This is a genomic window from Rossellomorea aquimaris, from assembly GCF_000935355.1.
Lineage (GTDB): Bacteria > Bacillota > Bacilli > Bacillales > Bacillaceae_B > Rossellomorea > Rossellomorea aquimaris_B.
In genome coordinates, this window is record NZ_JXZC01000010.1 from 41,138 (window position 1) to 61,478 (window position 20,341).

A 20,341-nucleotide genomic window follows, 5' to 3' on the forward strand; every position below is an offset into this window, starting at 1 on the left:
ACATGGCGGCTCCTGTGCTGCCATGTCTTTTTATCTGCCTTTAAACAAAATTAAAAAATCTTCGTATCCTTCCTCTTCTAACTTATCCTTGGGAATAAATCGTAAAGAAGCAGAATTGATACAATACCGAAGACCTTTAGGACCGGGTCCATCTGTGAACACATGCCCGAGATGAGAATCAGCTTCCCTGCTTCTTACTTCTACTCTTGTAGAACGATGAGAGAGATCATATTGTTCTTTGACGCTCGCATCCATGACGGGCTTTGTAAAGCTGGGCCAGCCGCACCCACTATCATACTGATCTTTGGAAGTAAACAAAGGTTCACCCGAAACGATATCAACGTATAAACCTTCTTCCGTGTTATCCCAATACTCATTTTCGTACGGTGGTTCCGTTCCATTTTCCTGAGTAACGAAGTACTGCATTTCAGTTAACTTTCCCTTTAAATAGGATCGATCCTTTGGCCAATACTTCTTCAAAAAGTCTTCTCGCCCAGATCCACGTTTATATAGGGCATATCGGAAGGCATTTTCCTTATAGAAATTTTGATGGTATCCTTCGGCTGGATAAAACTCTTTTGCAGGGAGGATCTTGGTAACGACAGGTTTCGTAAATACACCACTCTGCTCCAACTTCCGTTTTGAATCTTCTGCAAGCTTCCTTTGAATGTCATCATGATAAAAAATGGCTGTACGGTAGGAGTCACCCCTATCCTTAAACTGTCCTCCTGCATCAGTCGGATCAATTTGCTTCCAGTAAAGATCCAACAGTTTCTCGTACGTGAACAGGTCGGGATCAAAAGTGATTTGCACAGCTTCATAATGCCCTGTGTTCCCTGATGTCACTTCTTTATATGTCGGGTTTGCCGTTTCCCCTCCTGTATAACCGGAGACAATACGCTCAATTCCTTCCTTCTCATCAAAAGGTTCCACCATACACCAGAAACAGCCCCCGGCAAACGTCGCTTGCTCCATTTCTTCACCTCTTTCGTTTCACGTGAAACATTAAATGATTATAGAGCTTCCATCCTTTTTCATCCCTCAAAGTAGAGATGATAATGATTCTGACATCCAGGGTTAAAGGATGCCTGACAATGAAGGCATACTGATTGACAATTCATATATTGTAAGATGGTCAACTCATTTTTACATTCTCCACAAAGAACCGCTTTCTTATTCCACTCGTTCTTTGACCAAATAATTGGATCATGGCCTGCGATATCGTCATGACATTTATGACAAGGATAATAGGTGTTACAGCACTTAAATTTAATTGCGATGATATCTTTTTGGGTTCGGTAATGCTTACATTTCGTCTTAGAGTCTACTTCTACGCCACGTATCTCGATCAACTTTTCAGTCATGTTCATCCCCCTCATGCAGTAGATTTCGATAAATATAGTCGATTTTCCTACAGGAATCTTAAACTAGTTATCTATTACCTATACATTCTAATCTATTGATCTATCTGTACTATACAATGAATAGTATGGGATAGGGAGGGGAAGATTCTTGAAATTGATCGTAGAACACTCTAAGACAAGGTCTGAATCCGGTGTATTTGATCCAGCCAAATAAAAAGGGACTGATCTTCTAATCGTAAGAAGAACAGTCCCTTTTCATTAACCAAAATGCTCTAGGATCCCATTTAAATCCTTGTATTCGTAATGTGGTCTTACCCCTAATTCATCCATTACCTTATCCTGACGATTGATCCAAGCCGTATAGAAACCAAAGTTGGTCGCCCCTGCAATATCCCATGGGTTAGAAGACATAAACAATACTTCTTCTCTCCTGACACCAAGCTTTTCAAGTACCAGCTGGTAAGACATCGGTGTCGGCTTGAACTGCTTGACCTCATCGACTGTTAAAACATCGTCTACTAAATGTCCAAAAGAAGATTGCTCCACTAATGGTGATAACATATCCAAGGAACCGTTGGAAAAAATCGCTTTTTGGGAAGGCTTCAGTTTTTCCAGCACACCTTTTACTTCTTCATAATGATTCAATTTTAAATAGGCACTTAGTAGTTCTTTCTCTTTTTTCTCAGAGAGACCGACTCCTACTTGTTTGCAAGCATAATGGAGGGCATCCTTCGTAATAGAGAAGAATGTCGTGTACGTTCCCATGAGTTGTCTTAAAAAGCTGTATTCTAGTTGTTTTTGGCGCCATACCTGGCTGATTTCCTCCCCTTTATCCGGAAAGAGTTCATTACACTTTTCTATGACCGAGTGAACATCAAATAATGTCCCGTATGCATCGAACACAAATGCTTTAATATTGAGCTTTGACATAGGTATCCCCCTCACAGATTCTCCTTATATAATAGACTGATTTAAAAAATTTAAACTTTTACTGGCCGATTGTAAAGCAGGCGAATTCATTTCATATCACCTCCATTTATGGTATATTACTTCGAGTATCTAAATATCTATCGGAGGTGGTCATAAGTGACTGAAGAACAACACATACAGGCATCACCTTCCTATACAAAGACGATCTTATTCCTGAGCCTGACTATATGGCTCGTTGTCATGAATACGACTATGTTCAATGTGGCTTTGCCCAATGTCCTGAAGGATTTCTCGTTGGCACCTTCTGAAGGAGCCTGGATTGTATCGGGCTATTCCATTGTACTTGCAATCTGCACCATTACGTACACCCGCCTGGCAGACTACATCCCGATCAGGCGATTGCTCATTATAGGCATCACCATTTTTGGAATCGCATCATTCACAGGCTTTTTTGCCCATACCTTTACTTGGCTATTGCTGTCTCGATTATTTCAAGCGGCAGGGGCAGCAGCGATCCCTGGGTTATCCATGGTGTTTGCCGGGCGTTTTGTCCCTATGGCAAGGCGTGGACGGGCATTGGCGATGATCGCTTCTGCCTCTTCCCTCGGATTTGGATTGGGTCCCGTTGTCGGTGGGGTGATCACGGATTATTTGAATTGGAATTATTTATTTCTGATCACGTTATGCGTCCTTGGAATGATTCCTATCTTGTATCGTTATTTGCCTGATGAAAAGACCAAAAAAGGGTATTTTGACATATGGGGAGGGCTCTTGACCGGTATAGGGATCACTTTTTTCCTCCTTTTCATCTCAACCTTTCACTGGTACTATTTCGCAGGTTCCGTCATCTTCTTGGGTGGACTGTGGATTCGCATCCATAAGATTGACTTACCTTTTATCCAGCCCAGTCTGGTTCGTGATAAGGGATACCGTCAGATTCTCTATATGAGTTTTCTTGGTTTTGTCACTCATTTTGCCATTTTAATCGTCATGCCCTTAATGCTTCAGCACGTATTTGGTAAAAACCCTACAACTGTCGGATTTATTATTTTTCCTGGTGCCATGGTTTCAGCAGTGGCTGCCATCTATGTAGGGAGACTAATCGATCGATACGGAAATATGAGAGTGATGTTTCTTGCTCATATCCTTCTCATTATTTCCACTTTGATTTTCTATTTCTTATCTCCTGGCAGTGAATACATGATTATGCTGGCTTACATGTTTACTAGCTTCGGTTTCTCAAGTCTTTCTTCAAGCTCGACGAACGAGGTATCACGGGTCTTAAGTAAAGAATTAACCGCTTCGGGGATCGGGATGAAACAACTGATACATTATGTCGGCAGTGCTTCTGGTTCTGTCCTTGGTGGAATCATAGTGGAAATGGGCGGAGCTGACTTCCCGGTAAGCTCCTTTCAGAATACATTTTTGGTTCTCATTGGATTGATGACCATATCCCTTTTGCTCTTATTTTTATACCAACGGAAAATCAACAACTAATACTGATAGGTCCAGGCAGTTATCACTGCTTGGACCTATCTTTTTGTTCAGGGTAAAAAATTGTTTCCTCATCCCGGTTAAAACGGATTCTACGCCTACCATTAAGGGTATAGTAAGAAAAAAAACAGTAGAACAGGGGAATTCAATTGAAAACAAAGAAAAAGTGGTATAAGAAGAAAAGCTGGTGGATCGGGGGTGTCATCATATTGATCCTTACAGTCGTAATGGCATACCACCGCGTTAAGCCGTTACCTCCGGGAATATCCTATGCCGGCAATACCTATACCATACCTGAAGAAAATGTAGAGTTCCTATACGACCTTACGTACCAGAAGGATGGAAAAGAACTCTATGATCATTCGATCTTTGATGAAGTATACCAAACCATTGAAGAAGCAGAAGATTTTCTTATCTTGGACTTATTTTTAGTAAATGGATATACAAAGGGTGATCGTGATTACCCGAAAATCAGTGAAAAATTATCGAAAACGATTCAGGAACAGATGAAAAAGAAACCTGATCTAAAGGTCGTCTTCATCAGTGATATCGTCAACACCACCTATGGATCCCATACCGCTAAACAATTAGAGCCTTTAGAAGATCTTGGGGCTGAAGTCATTTACACCGATTTAAACCGTCTCAGAGATCCTAACATCCTATATTCAGGCGTGTGGAGGGCTGCACTGGGCTGGTTTGGTCAGGATGGCTATGGATGGCTCCCTAACCCCATGGCCCCTTCAGCACCTAAGGTAACCATGAGATCTTACTTGAAACTGTTGAATATTAAAGCGAATCACAGAAAGGTCGTCATCACGGAAGATGCCGGGTTAATCTTATCCGCTAATCCCCACGATGCAAGTGGGTTTCACTCTAACATTGGATTCAAGGTCAAGGGGGAAATCCTCAAGGACATGGTAAAAGCTGAAAAGGCAGTGGCAGCTTTTTCAGGGGGGGACGTAGAGGCATTTCCTACAGAGGAAGACTTAGATCAGTCTATTAAAAAGCTTGCTTCTAAAGAGACCTCGGTTAAAGCACAAATCCTTACTGAAAAGAAAGTTCAAACAAGTGTCGTAAACGCTATGAATAAGGCAAATAAAGGAGATGAAGTCTGGATCGGGATGTTCTATCTTGCGGATCGGGACATTATCGATGCCATAGAGGATGCTGCAGGCCGAGAAGTAGAGGTACGATTAGTGCTGGACCCTAACCAGAATGCTTTCGGACAAGAAAAGATAGGGTTACCCAACCTGCCAATCGCATCAGAGTTGCACAACCTGGACAATGACCATATTACGATTCGCTGGTATAACACCAATAAGGAACAATACCATACGAAATTCATTTATATAAAAGGGGAAAAAGAGAGTACCGTCATCGGAGGATCCAGTAATTACACATCGAGAAACTTAGATGATTATAACTTAGAAGAAAACATAAAGATCGTGGCCCCGACTGATAGCAAAACCATGTCAAATATTGATCAATATTTCCACCGGATCTGGAACAACGAAAATGGAACCTATACCGTTAAGTATGAGAAATATCAGGATAAACTGCCTGCCTTTAAATATGTCATGTATATCCTGCAAAAAATTTTCCAAGTGACGACCTATTAGGTTTTAATTCCACAATAAAAGGGAAATAAATCAGTAACAACACATCACAAAAAAAACATAAATGGAGGTTAGAAAAATGGGTATTATCTTGTACTTAATCGTAGGTGGAATCATCGGTTGGTTAGCTGGTCTTATATTAGGTAAAAACGTTCCTGGTGGAATCATCGGAAACATCATCGCAGGTATTATCGGTGCATGGATCGGAGGAGAACTTCTAGGAAGCTTCGGACCATCACTTGCAGGAATTGCTATCATTCCAGCTCTACTCGGAGCAATCATCTTTGTATTCCTGTTAAGCTTACTGCTTAGAGGAATGAGAAGAACTTCTCATTAATATCAGTAAACCCCTTGAATGGATTTCCATACAAGGGGTTTTTAATTTATCAAGGAGTCCTGGCAAGAAAAAAGCAGCCATTTGCAGGCTGCTTTTTCTTAGTACGTCATTGACTTTTTATGCCTTCTCTTATTGCGATACTTCTTATAAATCGGGTAAATAACAGGTCCCCATTTGATCAGTCTTCCAATTAAACGTTTCATGTAGGTAACCTCCTTTGTTAGTAATGTTTACCCGTTTATTAAAAGGAGAAAACCTACATTGTAGAGCATGAATATTTATCCAACCTCTTCTCCCCGGGAAATAATCGGGAGAACATTTTCTCCACTTTATGAGCCGCTTTCGTTTCTTTTGAGACGCTTTTATTAAAATCACATAAGCTACTTTTCCCGCAGGAGTCTCCGTCTTGCACTCCAATCAACCGCTGGAGACTGCTAAAGTCAAATGGACCAAAAAAAAATAATAAACCCGAACCAATCTGCCTCTAAGAAGCGGATTGGTTCGGGTTTCACTTAGACTAAAACACTTTTGTCCCAGCCTCTTCACCTATTATTTACTGCTCTTTGATTCCGAAATCTTTCCCAAGAAAAATCCGTCGATCTCACTTAATTTCCCACGCCACATGATCTTCCCTTTTGATGGAGTCGGCTTGCTGTCGCCACAATACACCTTTGTGTTCTTCAAGTGAATAAAGTGGGCTTCAGCACTTTGGTTTTCTTCTACAGACTCCCCGGCTCTGGCAAGCTCCTCACTCAGCTTCTGAGCCACTTCGCTGCCATCCTCAAAGGTTTCACTCAATGAATCGAAGTATTCCTTTGCGGAAACTAGGGTACCCGTTATGACGGCACCCTTGACGTTTAACGTGATGTCTAATGAAAAGTCATGCTTGTTTGATGCCTGTACAAAAAATTCTAAGATGCTATCCTTTCCTGTACCTGGTTCTACACTCATATTCACGTCTCCTTTCTAGTTAAGCTACTGTGTCGTCCTCGGTAGAGAGTGTTGTATCTTCTTCTTGATCTTCGTCTTTATCATCATCTTTTTTTGCAGATTTTTTACTTTTAGCTGAAGACTTGCGGGTAGAACGCTTCTTTCCTTTTGTACCTGATTTACCATTTGTTTTTTTCTTGCTCGAAGCTTCTTCCTCATCATCGCTATCATCTTCATCTTCTTCATCATCTTCACTAGTGTCTTCGTCTTCTTCTTCGTCTTCCTCTTCATCACTTCCATCTTCACGCGTCGCGGCAATTTGATTCATTTTCTCTTCTAACTGCTGTAAACGGTTCTGAAGCTCTTCATTTTCCTGTTTAAGAGCTTCATAGTCCTGATTCGACTCTTCTTCTTGGCTATTCGTTTCTGTTGAATTTACGGCCGTTTCCGTGTCTTCTGAGGCTTCTTCCTCTTTATCGCGCTTAAATAGATTAGCTGTTGATGATTTTAGTGTCACAGCTGCTTTTCGGGATCTCTCCTTTGCTGCTTTCCCGAAATCCAGGCTTTTGCTTTTTATTTTCTCTTGATCAATACGATCTAATAGTTTTTTTCCATTTTCAGGTGTTGCCAGATATCCTACAGTTGCTCCCAACAGACTTCCAGCTACGGTTCTCTTGATAGGGCCGCTTCTTCTCGTTTTATTCTCGGTTGTTGAATTCTTTTCTTGTCCTTGATTCTCAACTGTTGTGCTTTGCGTATTTTTTTCTGCCATCGGTAAAACCTCCAATTAGTTTGTTTCCGCCGAATTAAGACGGTTTGTATCCAGTTTTTTTTCAAGTGATTCCAAACGTTCCTGCAATTTCTTATTTTCCGCTTCAAGTGCTTTCGTGTTGTTATCGGCGGCTTTGGAACTTAGATAGGGATCATTTTCCCACCAGTCCATGCCAATTTCTTTCGCTTTATCTACGGAAGCAACGATTAAGCGGATTTTTATCGTGAGGAGCTCGACATCGGCGATTCCCACCGTAATATCTCCTGCCACGACAACTCCTTTATCTAAAATCTTTTCTAATACATCCACAATTGTGTTGGATTGTACCGGATGCTCCATTCCCATCATGTAACCTCCTTAATCGGCATTACATTAAGCTCCCTAAAGGACCAAGATCTATATTCAAGTCTTCTGCATCAAGACCAAATACCTCTTTTAACTCTTCCATTTTCTCTTCTAAATTCATAAGGGCAATGCCCAGATTCTCCACTTGTTCATCCGTTAAAGTACCGCCTTCGACACGCCGCATCGCATGTCTCTCGACGATTTGCCTTAATAGTTCTACAACGGTCAATACAAGCTGTGCCAGTCCTTGTTCTGCTTTTTCCGGGTCGAAATTAATTCGCCCATTTGTCCCGTTGGCCTGTTGCATGAATCAATCCCTCCCTTTCTTTATCGAATTGATCGGACGTTACCGTTTTACGTGTTCCCTGCTTATGTTGAACCAATGTCTCTACCGAGGAAATCAGCACTCGCAAATCCAGATACACGAGGTCGACACCTGCAATGGATATAATCAAATCTCCCTTTATCGCCACACCTTTGTCGAGAATGACATCTAAAATATCTATAAGGGCTATATCTTTGTTCTCAATCGATTCTCTGACTGTCATATTTCTCATTCCTTATTTTGTGATTAAGAAAAACTAGAAAAATGATAAGGTGGCCAAGGGCCGGATGCTTCAATTTTCCAACCAGCGTGTCCCAGTTCTTCTTCATATTGCTTAATTTCCTCAACAAAATCATCAACATGGGATACTGGAAGAAGGAACACACTATTCCAAGCCATATGTTCTTGTCGGCCAGTTACATCCTTACTCCAATTCTTTTTGATATTTCCACGGAGGGAATGCTCTTTCAGTTTTTCATGAACCTCTTCACAAAGACGATTTTTTTCGTTTTCTAGTTCCCGGTCAATCAGCTGATCGATTTTTTTCTTTTCAAAGAACTGCCTGCCCTTTGGTAATTCGCTGATTTCTTTTCTTTTGGCTTCGATAGACGGGTTGCTTTTGCTTACCTGCTTCTTCAGCAGCTTATCGTCACAGTAGATTTTGACGTTCCATTCTTCGTTCCCATCCAGCTGTTTGAATGTTTTCTCAAGCTTATTTCGATTCCCTTCAATCGTGGACTTAAGGCTATCCTCGTTCTTGTACAATGTACAGAACTTCAGAGGGATGATGGTATACAACTTTGAAACCATCAATACCGTTTCATGATGATGAAACGCCTTTTCCTGCAGCCAATCCATGTCGTTATCGACTTTGTCTTTGATGGTCTCTTCTGAGTATTCATTCGGTGGCAGATCACAAACAATGGCTGTCACTTCACCGATTTCAATCGTATATAGTTCACCTTCTCCATCGAAGCCTTTCATGGAGGGAAGGGATTTTTCATTTGCTTCTTTAGTTGGGATTAAGCCATATAAATAAAGTAAATCGCTCATCTGATCACCCTTATTTCTTTTTCGTTAATTCTTCCCATTGTTCCATTTCCATCTGTTTTGCAATTTCATACCTTGTTAATAGTTCATCTTCTTTTTCCTGGAATGCTTCTTCAGGAATTTCACCTAATTCGTACATCATTTGAAGCTGAATCAATTTTTGTTGAATGGTAGGAAGGTCGTACAACTCTTTGTCTGCTTCTTCTTTGATCTTTTCGCCGACTTTTATGACTAAATTAATTGGTGCGCTCACCAATTTATGAATCATCAGCCTTCCTCAACCTTCAAACGTATATTGACAAAATTGTACGCCGGCCAAGGGCCGCTATAATTAAATTCGACCTTATCCTTCCATTTTTCATGGGCTTCATTGACCTTTTGGTCAAATAATTCTTCCTGGTCCCGATCAATTAAGAAAGAGGCATTGAGGAGCATTTTCTCACTTGAAGGTTCGTTTGCCTTCGCCGACACTGCTGATTCCTCAAGGGGTGCATAAACTTCTTCCTTAATCTCACTTTGCAGGGAAGTAAATAGCTTCTGAGCCATTCCGCCAAGCTGAATGCGGTCATAATAAGCGGCCGATTCTGATTTCCCTTTAACGGCTGAGGCCATTTTTTCTACCTGCGGGTTATCTTTCACCATGGCTTCAAGCCATTCCTTTTTACCGATTACCTTTAAGCCCAGCTCGATTTTCCCTTTAATTGCCGGGAAAAGAGTTTCAAACTGCGGATAAAGGTTTTCAAGCAGGGCCTCTACATCGTCTCTTGATTTAAAGACATTCCCGAAGCTGATCGGGATGACCGTATCCTTTTGATCCATCACACGTGATACGGCACCTTGGTGCATGAGCAAATTCTGTTTCTTAGGATGATAGATTTTCATCGGTACTTCCGCTGCTACCATAGCGGCGTCCTTAAATCTGATCGTGAACGTCTCCCGTTCCTCGCCTTCTATTTCAATGGAACCAAATTGATCGTCTTCTTCTGTTTGAATGGCACAGAATATATAAATCCCCATTTCTTCATTACCCATTTGAAACTCTCCTTTATTCCTCAGATACCTTCATGCGTTTGCATGCATCTATAATCAATTGTTCTGCTTTTTCTTGTGGGTTTTCTCCGTCGATACATCGACTTATACTGTGTGCTGCTATATCAATACATAGACGTTGAAAATCTGGATCCTTACCGTCTATGGGAATGTCTGATTCAATGGCGAGCCTTGCGATCATTAAGGAAGCGCGCAAGCTCGGTCCGTTCATTTCGTTTGTACATTGATCGCGTAATGTAGAGACAAGGGTTGTAATCGCTCTTGCTTCACTCATAACCAAATTTGCTTTTTCAGATACAATCTTTGCCTCTTGTTCTGCTCCCTTGTAATCAATGTTGATGGTGATCAACCGATCCAGGAGGGCATCCTGTGTTTGATAAACCCCTGCATATTCAGCAGGATTACTAGTAAATATGATTGCAAATTCAGGGTGTACCCGAATGAAAGGTTCCGTTAGCTTTGATCCATATAAAGGGATGATCCCTTCTTCCAAAATGGAAAGGAAGATATTATTCGTCGTCGGCTGTGATCGTGTGAATTCATCGTATACAAGGGTATAGCCCTTCTTTACTGCCTCCAGTAAGCGACCATCTCTCCATGTCTCGGTGACACTTTCATCCTTTTTGTAAACGGATCGAACATATTGATCGATCACTTTTTTACTTGTATAGCCTGTGAAATCACCGATTAAATCTTTATTATTCAGTTCATGATTACCATGCATGAGCATAACCGGTCTTTTTCTCTTCTTGGCAAGTGCCAGAGCAAGAGACGTTTTTCCGGCTCCGGAAGGACCTGTAAAATGTACAGGATATCCAGCTTTAAGGTATTGCAATGAGCGCGAAAGCAATTCTTTCGTTTCATCGTCTTGTATTAATGCCCTGCTATCCTTTTTGATCCGTTTTGTTAAGACCGTCACGTACAATTCCCTCCTACTCGCTCATCCACTACATTTCCTGTCCTATGGCACTTCTGTAACGAATATCCCGTCGTTTGAATGATGTGACTTCCTTTTCTTTATTTAGAAGGACATCATATGTTCCAAGCATTTCGTCTTTAGCATATTTCTTCATATATTCTTTTTCTTCAATTACCTCGACTTGCAGCTTCCAGCCCTCATCTTCTACCAATTCCACCGACGTAATCTTATGGACTGGAGCTACATGTTCATTGAAGAAGTCGGTAACATTATTCATAATCTCTTTGATAACCATAGCCGCCTCCTACTCCTACTGTTATGAAAGGGGAGGGGTACCAAAATTGGCACCCTTCTCACTTCTTTTTCTGCACTGCCACTCTCTTAAATACTAAACTGGGAGCTTCTTTCGTTCTGCTGAGTAGCAAGACCATTTTCTTCGACATCATCCCGAAGCAGGCCTACAGCTTCTGCATAACGCAACCATGTATCTACGCTGGCAATGACGACCCTTGCTTCAACCGTTAAGATTTCAATCCCAACGACAGATACCCTTGCAAAGGCATCAATGACGATCCCTTTGTCGAGAATCCGGTCAATTACTTCTGCTAGACTTGAACTATCATTACTTTTTTGAATAGCCAATTGTATTCTCCTTCCGGTGTTTAAGAACAGATGGTCTTAATATCTTTCGACGATTTAATTTCTGTAGAACTTTTTATGTTCAAGGAGCTCTTAATGTCACTTGCTCCTTTAATATTTTCTACGCCTTTAATTCTGGTCTTTTTATCATTCGATGAAGAGACTTTCTTTTGGAATTCTTCTCCTGCTTCTTTTGCATTTCCTAGCTTTTCCCGTACGGAAAGCAGGACATCCTGTACTTTATCCTTTGCTTCTTCGGCTTTGTCATGAACATTAGCAGCATTTTTCTCTTTTGCCTTTTCCAACTTCTCAGATGCTTCATTTGCTTTTGATTGAATACCGCCTTCAACACTGTTTACAAATGTTTCTTTTGCCTTCTCTTTTATCGTATCTTTCACTTTTTCTTTCACGGGCTCCGGGGCGTGATCGTATGCTTTTTTAGCCATCTTGCCAACTGCTTTTTTCACTGGCTTACTCATGTAATGCCCCCTTCAGGGATGCGATTATTTCTTAGACTCCACTAAGCTGTTCAGCATTTCTTCGATACGTTCTAAACGCTCGTTCAAATTTTTGTTTTCTTCTTTGATTTCTTCCAATTCTTCTGATTGATTTGAAGAATTTTCACTGTTATCAGCCTTGGATTCAGTGTTTTCCGGTACCTCTTCTTTTTTCTTCTTAGGTGCAAGCAAACCGCCTTCCAGTCTGCTCATATATCCGGTAGCCGATTGTCTTAAGGTGATAATGGCCTGCTCTGTCAGGAATTCCTGTGCCGACCTTCGCAATTCTTTACTAGCTGCTTTCATCACTTCTGACTTCCCTAGACTGTCCACTACTTTCTTTCCTGTACCCGGGTTTGAGAGTAACCCGATACCCGCTCCGACTACTCCACCGATAATCGCATAATTCATGGATTGCCTGTTTTCAGCTGTTTGTTCTTCGTTTTCTTGAGTATTTTTCGTTTCTTCTACTTGTTGACTGCTTTTTGTTTCTGCCATATTCATCCTCTTTTCTTCTAAAATAGTAAAACTATACTTTATTTACTTGTTTAAACGCTAAACGCAGCTCCTCTTTCATTCTCCTGTTTGGCTAAACCTTCTTCTTGAACTTCGTCTCTTAACAGCCCAACTGCCTCTGCATATCGTAACCATGTATCCACACTTGCAATGACGACTCGTGCTTCTATAGTAAGAATTTCAATTCCTACCAAGGAAACTCTGGCAAATGCATCAATGACTATTCCTTTATCCAGGATTCTATCAATTACTTCTGCGAGACTTGAGCTATCGTTACTTTTTTGAATACTCATCGAATCTCTCCTCATTAATTGGTGTAGCCAATGACTGTGTGCAAATTTTATATTCGGTTTAATCGGTGTTTACCTCGTTTTGCACCTACCGTAAACTAGGTCCTGGGAATCATTTGAATTAAACTGCCATTTTTTATATATGTTTCATGATGTTTTTCCCATTCTGTAATATTTCTTTCTTACAGTTATATGGATTGTAAGGTTTTTTGCAGAGAAATTAATTCAAATAAGACAAATTGATTACAGTTTCTAAAGGAAAAACCGGGTTGAAATTAGGGGAGAAGAGTGATTTTACATCGTAGGGAGGGGAGTAAATGATTCTCATGAATAACCTACAAAAAAAGAACCAGAAGCATTTATGCCTTTCAGCTTCGCTTCTGGTTCTTTTCTTATTTATTCATTTGGGACAGAAAGTCGCCTAAGAGATCTTCCATCGTTTCTTCTTTAGGTTCTTCAACGGTTTCCTGGGGCTTCATGGCATTGTCCCAGTCAAAGTTGTCCAATTCTTCGTCAGTAGAGTATGAGCGCTCATCTTCTACTTCTTCTGGAGCTTCATCCATCACTTGATCAAGGGACCACTCTCTTGAAGAATCGTGACTTGCGGCAGATTCTTCCTGAAGATAGAGGGCTTCATCAATATCCAACGAATTACTGCTTAAGGAAGCCAGAAGGGAGGCTGTACGAACCGGGTTTGATAACAGTTGGTACACGATGCTGCCTAACAGCGCTTCTGAATGTTCATGCTTCAGCCAATCACGCTGGGATTTATCCAAACCCTTTGGAAGGGGTATCGTAATGGCTTCCCGCTGCTTGGAAATCGTATCATTTACTCCATTCAATACAAGTTCTGCAATTTTACTGGAGAAATTTCGCTTTTCCGTTTCCTTAAGCTTTTGTAAATGCTTTAATACATGGTCAGGTGTATCAGAAGGGATCCGAAACGTAATCGGCTGTCCCCTCGACATCCCTTTTTGATTCATACCATCACCCTATTTGGTTTTCGCTAATTTTTGATCTTCTTTTTGGGATTGTTTTTGATTCTTTCTTGAGAAATCTGCAATAAGCTTATAATAAGCATTGGCCATCATCCAAATGCTTTCTTTCTCATCTTCAAAGAAGTCGATATTGTAACCGTCAAGATTGTTATTGAGCGTTTTGATATATTCTTTAAGGACACTTGATCCTCCGCCGATGAAGTAGCAGATTTCAGTTTGAGAATTTTTTTGCCACATATTGCGCAGGTGACGATATTGCTTCTTGGCAAGTTCAAGCATGATACGGTCAACGATGTCATGTACGCTTGTACGGCTTCCTTTAACCATAATATGATTGCGGTCATTTTTCTTCGTGATGATTTCTACCACATCACGACGACTGTCGAGCTCAATCCCATGTTTTGAACGGATTTCCTCACGGATCAATTCAAGTGATTCAGATACACCCAGGTTAAACCCTTGAGCTTTATCGTCGTCTACTTTACGATCTTTGATAACCGCGATATCTGTGGATAATCCACCTATATCCTGAATCAGGATGCGCTTATCAATCAAATCTTTGTTGATGATATTTGAATTATTATCCATCACTAGGTTAATGAAAGCAGCGAATCCTTCTGGATAAACCTTCACTTCATCAAATTTAATATTTACTTTGATACCTTGATAGCGTGGAGTGACAAGGAACTCGACCTGGTGAACCGAACCTAATAATCTTGAACGGTATCCAACATCTTTTCCTTCCTTTACTTCACGTAGGGGAAGACCTGTTCCCAGCGTGTAGTTTGCTTCGATTACATTATTATTCTTTTTAAAATCTGATCCATTACGAGCTGCATCCAGAGCGATAGAAGCAAACAGCATGACCAATGTTTGATCTTCTTCTGATTTACTGCTGCCCGGATCCAGTTCAGTAGAGTTATTGCTCTTTGTCGCAAGATTACCGACACGATAAATTGCATTATTGTCTTTCAGGGCAGGGGAGTGGACACGGATATGTATGCCGTCTAGTGGGTCTTGTGTATCCAGCTCCTCGATACCGATGATAGGACGGTCTTCAACATCCCTAGCGATGACGTTTGGAATATTCACCTCGGCGTCCATCTTTCCAAAAATACCTTTAAGAGAATCATTACCAACATCAATGGCTGCAATTCGTGAATTTGTCATTAAAATCATCCTTTCAATCATGAGTAAGAATTTGTCAAAAAATTTCAACTCTTACTCTCAGAGTATACAATTTCCCGTCTCCGGTCAATCCTACTTTTCTATCGAATATTCCCGACGGCATCAGGGCCAGAATGTATACAATTTGTATCGTTGTATACATATTTTGTACACATTCATTCATACCAACATGTGTACTTGATTGTATACTTGTATACATTTTTGTGTACAGTTGTGTACTTATTCGTGTACATGTATACATTTTTGTTTACAACCATATTTTAGTAGAAGATTTGTAACTATCAACCCACTACTCTAGTAATCTATTAAATTATTTAGGTGGTTTTAAAATTTGATACTGTCACCTTTAACACTAGGCAGCATAAAAAAGAGCAGCCTCTTAATATGAGACTGCTCCTATGAATGAAAAATTTCTGCATTTGATAAAGTTCATTTCATTGATATTTTACGAACACGATATGGTCGTTATCTTGAAGCCTCTTCATTCCGATTCCCCGCCACCCTGTTAGAAGGAGTGATTGCTGCGTGTGAAAATCGTCCATTGGAATAATCAACCGTTTCTGTTCCGTCGATGCAGATGGCTTGTTTACTTCTTTAACAAATATATAGCGCATTTGCTCTCCATATTTGTTTTTCAAAGCCGCTATTTCCATGCCTTGCGCAAATTTATCTTTCAAACTTGGAATATTAAAAGGGGCTACGGTACAGCTAATATAGGTGAAATCACCGGGAAGGCTGTTAAGTTCCTCCATAATGACTGTGCCTAACACTTGCTGCAATCGATTTCCCCGGTAAGAGGGATGGACTAGGGAGATTTCCTGGTAGATTACTTGATTTAACTCAGCTTCATTTAATCCTATATCCAATCCCAAATGTTCATCATCGATTTCCGGTATAAGAAGCGCTCTAAGTGCAATGAGCTCCTGCTCCAGAAAAGCACCAACCATCACGCCATTTCCCTTAAGGATATACTCATATTCATCTCGCGCAAGGGGTTGTAAACGTGTTTTATCCTCTAAATCAGTGACTACCAGATCTTGTAATAAAAGAATGTTTTCTATGTGTAACATAGATAATTTATGAACAGTATACAGCCTGTTCTCCTTGATTAACTTTCCTTCATGAAGTGCGTTCACACGCTGTCCTCCTTATCCTAACGAGTCTTGAAATTGCGTTAGTTCTTTCAATATCGATTTATTTATCTCAATCCCTAATCCGGGCTTTTCTGAAAGACGAATAAAAGGAACATCATAGACAAGGTTTCCCACATCTTTTGAGAATTTCAGTGGTCCCGTGAGCTCCACACTTGTTATGATCCTTTTTGAAAAAGCAACATGAAAGCCTGCAGCAGAGCCAATGGATGATTCTACCATGGAGCCTACCTGGCACTCTATTCCTGCCATTTCTGCCTGGTGGGCAAGCTTTACAGCAGGGTAGATCCCACCGCATTTCATTAATTTGATATTCACTTTATCTGCTGCCTTTTTTTGGATGATTTCTCTCATTTCCCTTGTCCCTTTAAGACCTTCATCTATCATTAAAGGCAAAGAAGTCTTGGACTTCACAGTCACCATCCCGTCAATATCATCAGCAAGAACCGGTTGTTCTATCCAATCCAACTCGACATCATCCAATGAACGGAGAGCTCTTAATGTTTGCGAACTGCTTTTCCATCCCTGATTCACATCAACGCGGATGGCAATATGATTCCCTACCCTTTCACGAACCTTTTGTATGCGCTCGACATCTGCTTTTATTTCCGTGCCCACTTTCATTTTAAAAGAAAGATACCCTTTATCCACCATGACTGCTGCCTCATCTGCCATCACTTCTGGCTCTGCTATACTTAATACATATGTGAGGGGGAATTCTTTATGGTAACGGCCCCCGATCAATTGATAAACAGGCTGAGAAAGCTTCTTCCCTATAATATCAAAGCAGGCGATGTCAATGGCCGCTTTTGCACTTGGAACGCCATAAATGGTTTCATTCATGATCTCATGAAGCTTCTCGATATTCATTGGATTCTGTCCTAACACAGCTTTCCCTAACGTGCTCTTAAACACATGATAGGTACTCTCCCAGGACTCTCCTGTAACGTGCTCATCTGCGACTGCTTCGCCGTACCCAGTGATCCCCTCGTCGGTCTCCATCTCTACGATGATGGAAGGCATGTCATGATACGTATGGTAGCTCACCACAAAAGGGACGTGAAGGGGCAGACGAATAGCATACAAGTTTAATCCGGTTATTTTCATAGATATACAACTCCTTTTTTGTTTACACAATCATTTTCCAATGGTTATAATGTCGTTAAATAGTCGTTAATTAAATCGAAAGTAGGAGGAAGCATGGAAAGGATAAAAATAGCCGTTATCGGGTCTCAAGACTTCATCCAGGATTTACACCCCTTAGAACCTCACATGACTAACATCGAAATAGAACCCTACACTTATCAAGATCCATATCTATCCAAAGAACTGATCCAACACTTAAAGCCTTGTGATGCCATCTTTTTCTCAGGTGCATTACCTTATTATTATTCAAAAGATATTTGTGACCAATTATCTGTTCCTTCTTTATTCCTGGAACAGGATGAAATGGCCGTCACCTCTACATTATTGTCTATTACCTATCACAAAAAAATTCCGATTGACCGGATATCGATTGATTTGATGGATGCCATATTCACCCGACATGTCTCGATGGATATAAACGTTTCCATGCCTGGTGCTCATGTGTTGGAGTATAAAGAACAGCTTCCTTATCAGCTGGATCTATCCTCCATTGTTCAATTCCACTACTCACTTCATCAGTCAGGAAATACGGATATGGCCATCACAAGCATCCATGCCGTGTATGACCGCCTGAAAGAAATGGGAGTTCCCGCAGAAAGAATGGTAGACCCCGTCAGGTCTTTGTTAAACGGCTTTCAGAAGGTGAAATCTTTAGCTCTACTAAACAAAAGAAAAGCTTCTATGATTTCGGCCATCTATCTATCCCATGATCAATCACGTCAGGACTATAAAAAATGGTTACAATCATTCACCCATAATATTCAAGGTTCTGGGAAAAAAATTGATCACCATACTTACTTATTTTATAGCACTGTCGGTCATATAGAGTCATTAGTCTCTCATCACAATTTCAATGATCTGATATCCAATTGGGATGGCCGAATGAAAATTGGATTCGGCTATGGGACAACGGCAATAGAAGCAGAGCAAAACGCTGGAATTGCCCTGCGCTTTGCTCTAAATGATCCTTTAGGGAAGTGTGGATATATTTTAACAGATGATAAAAACCTTCTTGGTCCTTATCCGAAAGAAACTAAGATACAGCGACTCAAAAATAATGACCCGAAACTCTTTGATATTGCCAAGGAAATTAAAATAAGCCCGGGAAATCTGTCTAAATTGATGGAATTCAGCAGAAAGCGTTCATCCTCACAGTTTACTGCTGCCGAGTTGTCTGAATATCTTCAAATTACCCGCCGCTCAACTGAGCGTATAATCAAAAAACTGGTAGATCACGGTTCAATCAAGGTAGTAGGAGAAGAGATGACCTATCAACAAGGTCGTCCCCGTTCCATTTACAAACTCCATCTCCCCTATTAGAACTTAAGAATTTAAGGTCACTTCATCTTCATCTTTGGAGTTCATTAATTCGGAATTCGTTAGTTTTGTAATGGTAAAACCGGTTAATGCGTATGCAATCGATAGTAAAGGCACTACAAAGTTCAACACGGCATAAGGAGCATATTCAAAGGCATGAACGCCTAACGTACCAAATATAAACACTCCACATGTATTCCAAGGTATAAAGACAGAGGTTAAGGTTCCCCCATCTTCAAGTGCCCTGGATAAATTCTTGGAATGTAAACCTTTTTCCTCATATGCTTTAGCGTACATTCGAGATGGCACAACAATGGAAATATACTGTTCTGAACAGGTGGCATTTGTTGCAAAACAAGAGACAACGGTGGATGCCACCAATCCTTTTGCTGATTTGGCAACCTTTAAAATCTGGTTCACAATGGATTGCAGCATACCTGTGTGCTCCAATATCCCTCCAAAGGTCATCGCTACAATGGTCATGGAAACCGTATACATCATTGAATCCAGTCCACCACGATTAAAAAGATCATCCACCATTGCATTTCCTGAATCAATGACAAAGCCGCTTTGCAAGGCAGCAAACGCATCAGAAAATGATCCACTTTGGATGAACACTTGAGATAATAATCCAAGTAGGATCCCCACTACTAGGGCTGGAATGGCAGGTACCTTTTTAGCCACTAAAATGATGACGATCAATGGAATCAATAACAAAAATGGTGAAATCACAAAGCTATCCTGAAGCACATTGATTGTTTGTTCGATGTCGTTGGTATTAATCTTATTTGAACCGAAATTTCTTCCAAGGACTGCATAAACGATTAGAGCAATGAGTAAACCCGGCACCGTTGTATAAAGCATATGACGAATATGTACAAATAAATTTGTATTCGTTAATCCAGAAGCAAGGTTGGTGGTATCAGAAAGCGGTGACATCTTGTCCCCAAAGTAGGCGCCGGAAATGATCGCCCCGGCAATCATGGGTGCTGGAATCCCCATACTTATACCGATTCCCATACCTGCGACTCCAATCGTCCCCATCGTTGACCATGAGCTGCCAATCGCCAATGCCACAACAGCGCATATAATCGTAATGGAAACTAAGAAAAGGGATGGTGTAATGATTTTCAAACCATAATAAATCATCGTAGCCACGATTCCTCCACCGATCCAGGCACCGATGGTCAGTCCGACAAGCATGATGATGACTACAGCCGGCAGAGCAAGACGTATTCCTTTATACATAGAATCCTCAATTTCATTCCACGTATAACCTGCTTTCCAGGCTACAATGGCTGCTACCGTCGTTCCGATGATCAGTGGAATATGCGGACCCTGCTCAAGAACGACAATCGTGACGAACATGACCACGATCATGACACTGAGCGGGATGACGGCCATCCAAAACGGCATTTCTTTTTTCATGTTTGTTCCCCCTATACCCCTTTTATTTTTTGACAGTTC

General features: G+C 40.9%; 26 protein-coding genes. 4 read left to right on the forward strand and 22 right to left on the reverse strand.

The genetic code is table 11. The annotated features are described in order from the left end of the window. Positions 1 to 30: 30 nt before the first annotated feature. The 3 genes from msrB to TV75_RS18035 form a co-directional block, all read right to left on the reverse strand. On the reverse strand, positions 31 to 975 hold the full coding sequence (msrB, locus tag TV75_RS18025) for a peptide-methionine (R)-S-oxide reductase MsrB (RefSeq protein WP_044340200.1): 945 nt from the start codon (positions 973 to 975) through the stop codon (positions 31 to 33). Between the two features lie 59 nt (positions 976 to 1,034). Further along, positions 1,035 to 1,364, reverse strand: a complete 330-nt coding sequence (locus tag TV75_RS18030) for a CHY zinc finger protein (protein WP_044340201.1) — start codon at positions 1,362 to 1,364, stop codon at positions 1,035 to 1,037. Positions 1,365 to 1,622: 258 nt separating this feature from the next. Next, the gene (locus tag TV75_RS18035) at positions 1,623 to 2,294 is read right to left on the reverse strand and encodes a haloacid dehalogenase type II (protein ID WP_044340202.1); all 672 of its coding nucleotides are present in this window, start codon (positions 2,292 to 2,294) and stop codon (positions 1,623 to 1,625) included. Between the two features lie 156 nt (positions 2,295 to 2,450). Here TV75_RS18035 and TV75_RS18040 point away from each other — a divergent pair, with 156 nt between their 5' ends. The 3 genes from TV75_RS18040 (at position 2,451) to TV75_RS18050 (ending at position 5,741) form a co-directional block, all read left to right on the forward strand. Continuing rightward, positions 2,451 to 3,791: an MFS transporter gene (locus TV75_RS18040; RefSeq protein WP_253275564.1), complete on the forward strand. Its 1,341-nt coding sequence runs from the start codon at positions 2,451 to 2,453 to the stop codon at positions 3,789 to 3,791. Positions 3,792 to 3,937: 146 nt separating this feature from the next. Then, positions 3,938 to 5,407, forward strand: coding sequence for a phospholipase D family protein (locus tag TV75_RS18045; RefSeq protein WP_052504613.1), 1,470 nt, complete (start codon positions 3,938 to 3,940; stop codon positions 5,405 to 5,407). A gap of 76 nt (positions 5,408 to 5,483) precedes the next feature. Next, the gene (locus TV75_RS18050) at positions 5,484 to 5,741 is read left to right on the forward strand and encodes a GlsB/YeaQ/YmgE family stress response membrane protein (RefSeq protein WP_034764945.1); all 258 of its coding nucleotides are present in this window, start codon (positions 5,484 to 5,486) and stop codon (positions 5,739 to 5,741) included. A gap of 549 nt (positions 5,742 to 6,290) precedes the next feature. Here the strand turns inward: TV75_RS18050 and gvpU are convergent. The 18 genes from gvpU to TV75_RS18140 all read right to left on the reverse strand — a co-directional run bounded on the left by gvpU (position 6,291) and on the right by TV75_RS18140 (position 17,518). Next, positions 6,291 to 6,692, reverse strand: coding sequence for a gas vesicle accessory protein GvpU (gene gvpU, locus TV75_RS18055; RefSeq protein ID WP_044340204.1), 402 nt, complete (start codon positions 6,690 to 6,692; stop codon positions 6,291 to 6,293). A 19-nt stretch (positions 6,693 to 6,711) separates the two neighbouring features. Then, on the reverse strand, positions 6,712 to 7,443 hold the full coding sequence (gvpT, locus tag TV75_RS22160) for a GvpT/GvpP family gas vesicle accessory protein (protein WP_044340205.1): 732 nt from the start codon (positions 7,441 to 7,443) through the stop codon (positions 6,712 to 6,714). Between the two features lie 15 nt (positions 7,444 to 7,458). Beyond that, positions 7,459 to 7,788: a gas vesicle protein gene (gvpJ, locus tag TV75_RS18065; RefSeq protein ID WP_044340206.1), complete on the reverse strand. Its 330-nt coding sequence runs from the start codon at positions 7,786 to 7,788 to the stop codon at positions 7,459 to 7,461. 22 nt (positions 7,789 to 7,810) lie between these two features. Beyond that, positions 7,811 to 8,095, reverse strand: a complete 285-nt coding sequence (locus TV75_RS18070; RefSeq protein ID WP_044340207.1) for a gas vesicle protein K — start codon at positions 8,093 to 8,095, stop codon at positions 7,811 to 7,813. Then, positions 8,061 to 8,336, reverse strand: coding sequence for a gas vesicle protein (locus TV75_RS18075; protein WP_044340208.1), 276 nt, complete (start codon positions 8,334 to 8,336; stop codon positions 8,061 to 8,063). Before TV75_RS18075 ends, TV75_RS18070 begins: the two co-directional genes overlap by 35 nt. Before the next feature lie 23 nt (positions 8,337 to 8,359). After that, positions 8,360 to 9,166 (reverse strand): GvpL/GvpF family gas vesicle protein, encoded by an 807-nt coding sequence (locus tag TV75_RS18080; protein WP_044340209.1) that lies wholly within the window; start codon positions 9,164 to 9,166, stop codon positions 8,360 to 8,362. A 10-nt stretch (positions 9,167 to 9,176) separates the two neighbouring features. After that, positions 9,177 to 9,431 (reverse strand): gas vesicle protein GvpG, encoded by a 255-nt coding sequence (locus TV75_RS18085; RefSeq protein WP_044340210.1) that lies wholly within the window; start codon positions 9,429 to 9,431, stop codon positions 9,177 to 9,179. Then, the gene (locus TV75_RS18090; protein ID WP_044340211.1) at positions 9,431 to 10,195 is read right to left on the reverse strand and encodes a GvpL/GvpF family gas vesicle protein; all 765 of its coding nucleotides are present in this window, start codon (positions 10,193 to 10,195) and stop codon (positions 9,431 to 9,433) included. The genes TV75_RS18085 and TV75_RS18090 overlap by 1 nt, the downstream gene beginning before the upstream one ends. Before the next feature lie 13 nt (positions 10,196 to 10,208). After that, complete coding sequence (gvpN, locus tag TV75_RS18095; RefSeq protein WP_044340212.1) at positions 10,209 to 11,132, reverse strand: gas vesicle protein GvpN; 924 nt, start codon at positions 11,130 to 11,132, stop codon at positions 10,209 to 10,211. A 28-nt stretch (positions 11,133 to 11,160) separates the two neighbouring features. Next, the gene (gene gvpO / locus TV75_RS18100) at positions 11,161 to 11,427 is read right to left on the reverse strand and encodes a gas vesicle protein GvpO (RefSeq protein WP_044340213.1); all 267 of its coding nucleotides are present in this window, start codon (positions 11,425 to 11,427) and stop codon (positions 11,161 to 11,163) included. An 86-nt stretch (positions 11,428 to 11,513) separates the two neighbouring features. Further along, a complete protein-coding gene (gvpJ, locus tag TV75_RS18105) occupies positions 11,514 to 11,774 on the reverse strand; it encodes a gas vesicle protein GvpJ (protein ID WP_044340214.1) in 261 nt (86 codons plus the stop codon). Between the two features lie 20 nt (positions 11,775 to 11,794). Beyond that, positions 11,795 to 12,250: a gas vesicle protein GvpQ gene (gene gvpQ / locus TV75_RS18110; RefSeq protein ID WP_044340215.1), complete on the reverse strand. Its 456-nt coding sequence runs from the start codon at positions 12,248 to 12,250 to the stop codon at positions 11,795 to 11,797. A gap of 24 nt (positions 12,251 to 12,274) precedes the next feature. After that, positions 12,275 to 12,766 (reverse strand): GvpT/GvpP family gas vesicle accessory protein, encoded by a 492-nt coding sequence (gene gvpT / locus TV75_RS18115; RefSeq protein ID WP_044340216.1) that lies wholly within the window; start codon positions 12,764 to 12,766, stop codon positions 12,275 to 12,277. A 50-nt stretch (positions 12,767 to 12,816) separates the two neighbouring features. Next, complete coding sequence (gvpA, locus tag TV75_RS18120) at positions 12,817 to 13,077, reverse strand: gas vesicle structural protein GvpA (protein ID WP_044340217.1); 261 nt, start codon at positions 13,075 to 13,077, stop codon at positions 12,817 to 12,819. Between the two features lie 389 nt (positions 13,078 to 13,466). Continuing rightward, entirely contained in the window at positions 13,467 to 14,057 is a 591-nt protein-coding gene (locus tag TV75_RS18125; RefSeq protein WP_044340218.1) for a hypothetical protein, read from the reverse strand. Between the two features lie 9 nt (positions 14,058 to 14,066). Continuing rightward, positions 14,067 to 15,242, reverse strand: coding sequence for a ParM/StbA family protein (locus TV75_RS18130; protein WP_044340219.1), 1,176 nt, complete (start codon positions 15,240 to 15,242; stop codon positions 14,067 to 14,069). Positions 15,243 to 15,694: 452 nt separating this feature from the next. Continuing rightward, positions 15,695 to 16,396: a hypothetical protein gene (locus TV75_RS18135; RefSeq protein ID WP_044340220.1), complete on the reverse strand. Its 702-nt coding sequence runs from the start codon at positions 16,394 to 16,396 to the stop codon at positions 15,695 to 15,697. 12 nt (positions 16,397 to 16,408) lie between these two features. Next, entirely contained in the window at positions 16,409 to 17,518 is a 1,110-nt protein-coding gene (locus TV75_RS18140) for a mandelate racemase/muconate lactonizing enzyme family protein (RefSeq protein ID WP_044340221.1), read from the reverse strand. A gap of 93 nt (positions 17,519 to 17,611) precedes the next feature. On the opposite strand from TV75_RS18140, the gene TV75_RS18145 reads away from it, so the two are divergent. Then, positions 17,612 to 18,877, forward strand: a complete 1,266-nt coding sequence (locus tag TV75_RS18145) for a hypothetical protein (protein ID WP_044340222.1) — start codon at positions 17,612 to 17,614, stop codon at positions 18,875 to 18,877. Between the two features lie 3 nt (positions 18,878 to 18,880). On the opposite strand, the gene nhaC is transcribed toward TV75_RS18145, so the two are convergent. Further along, a complete protein-coding gene (nhaC, locus tag TV75_RS18150; RefSeq protein WP_044340223.1) occupies positions 18,881 to 20,302 on the reverse strand; it encodes a Na+/H+ antiporter NhaC in 1,422 nt (473 codons plus the stop codon). Positions 20,303 to 20,341: the final 39 nt, after the last annotated feature.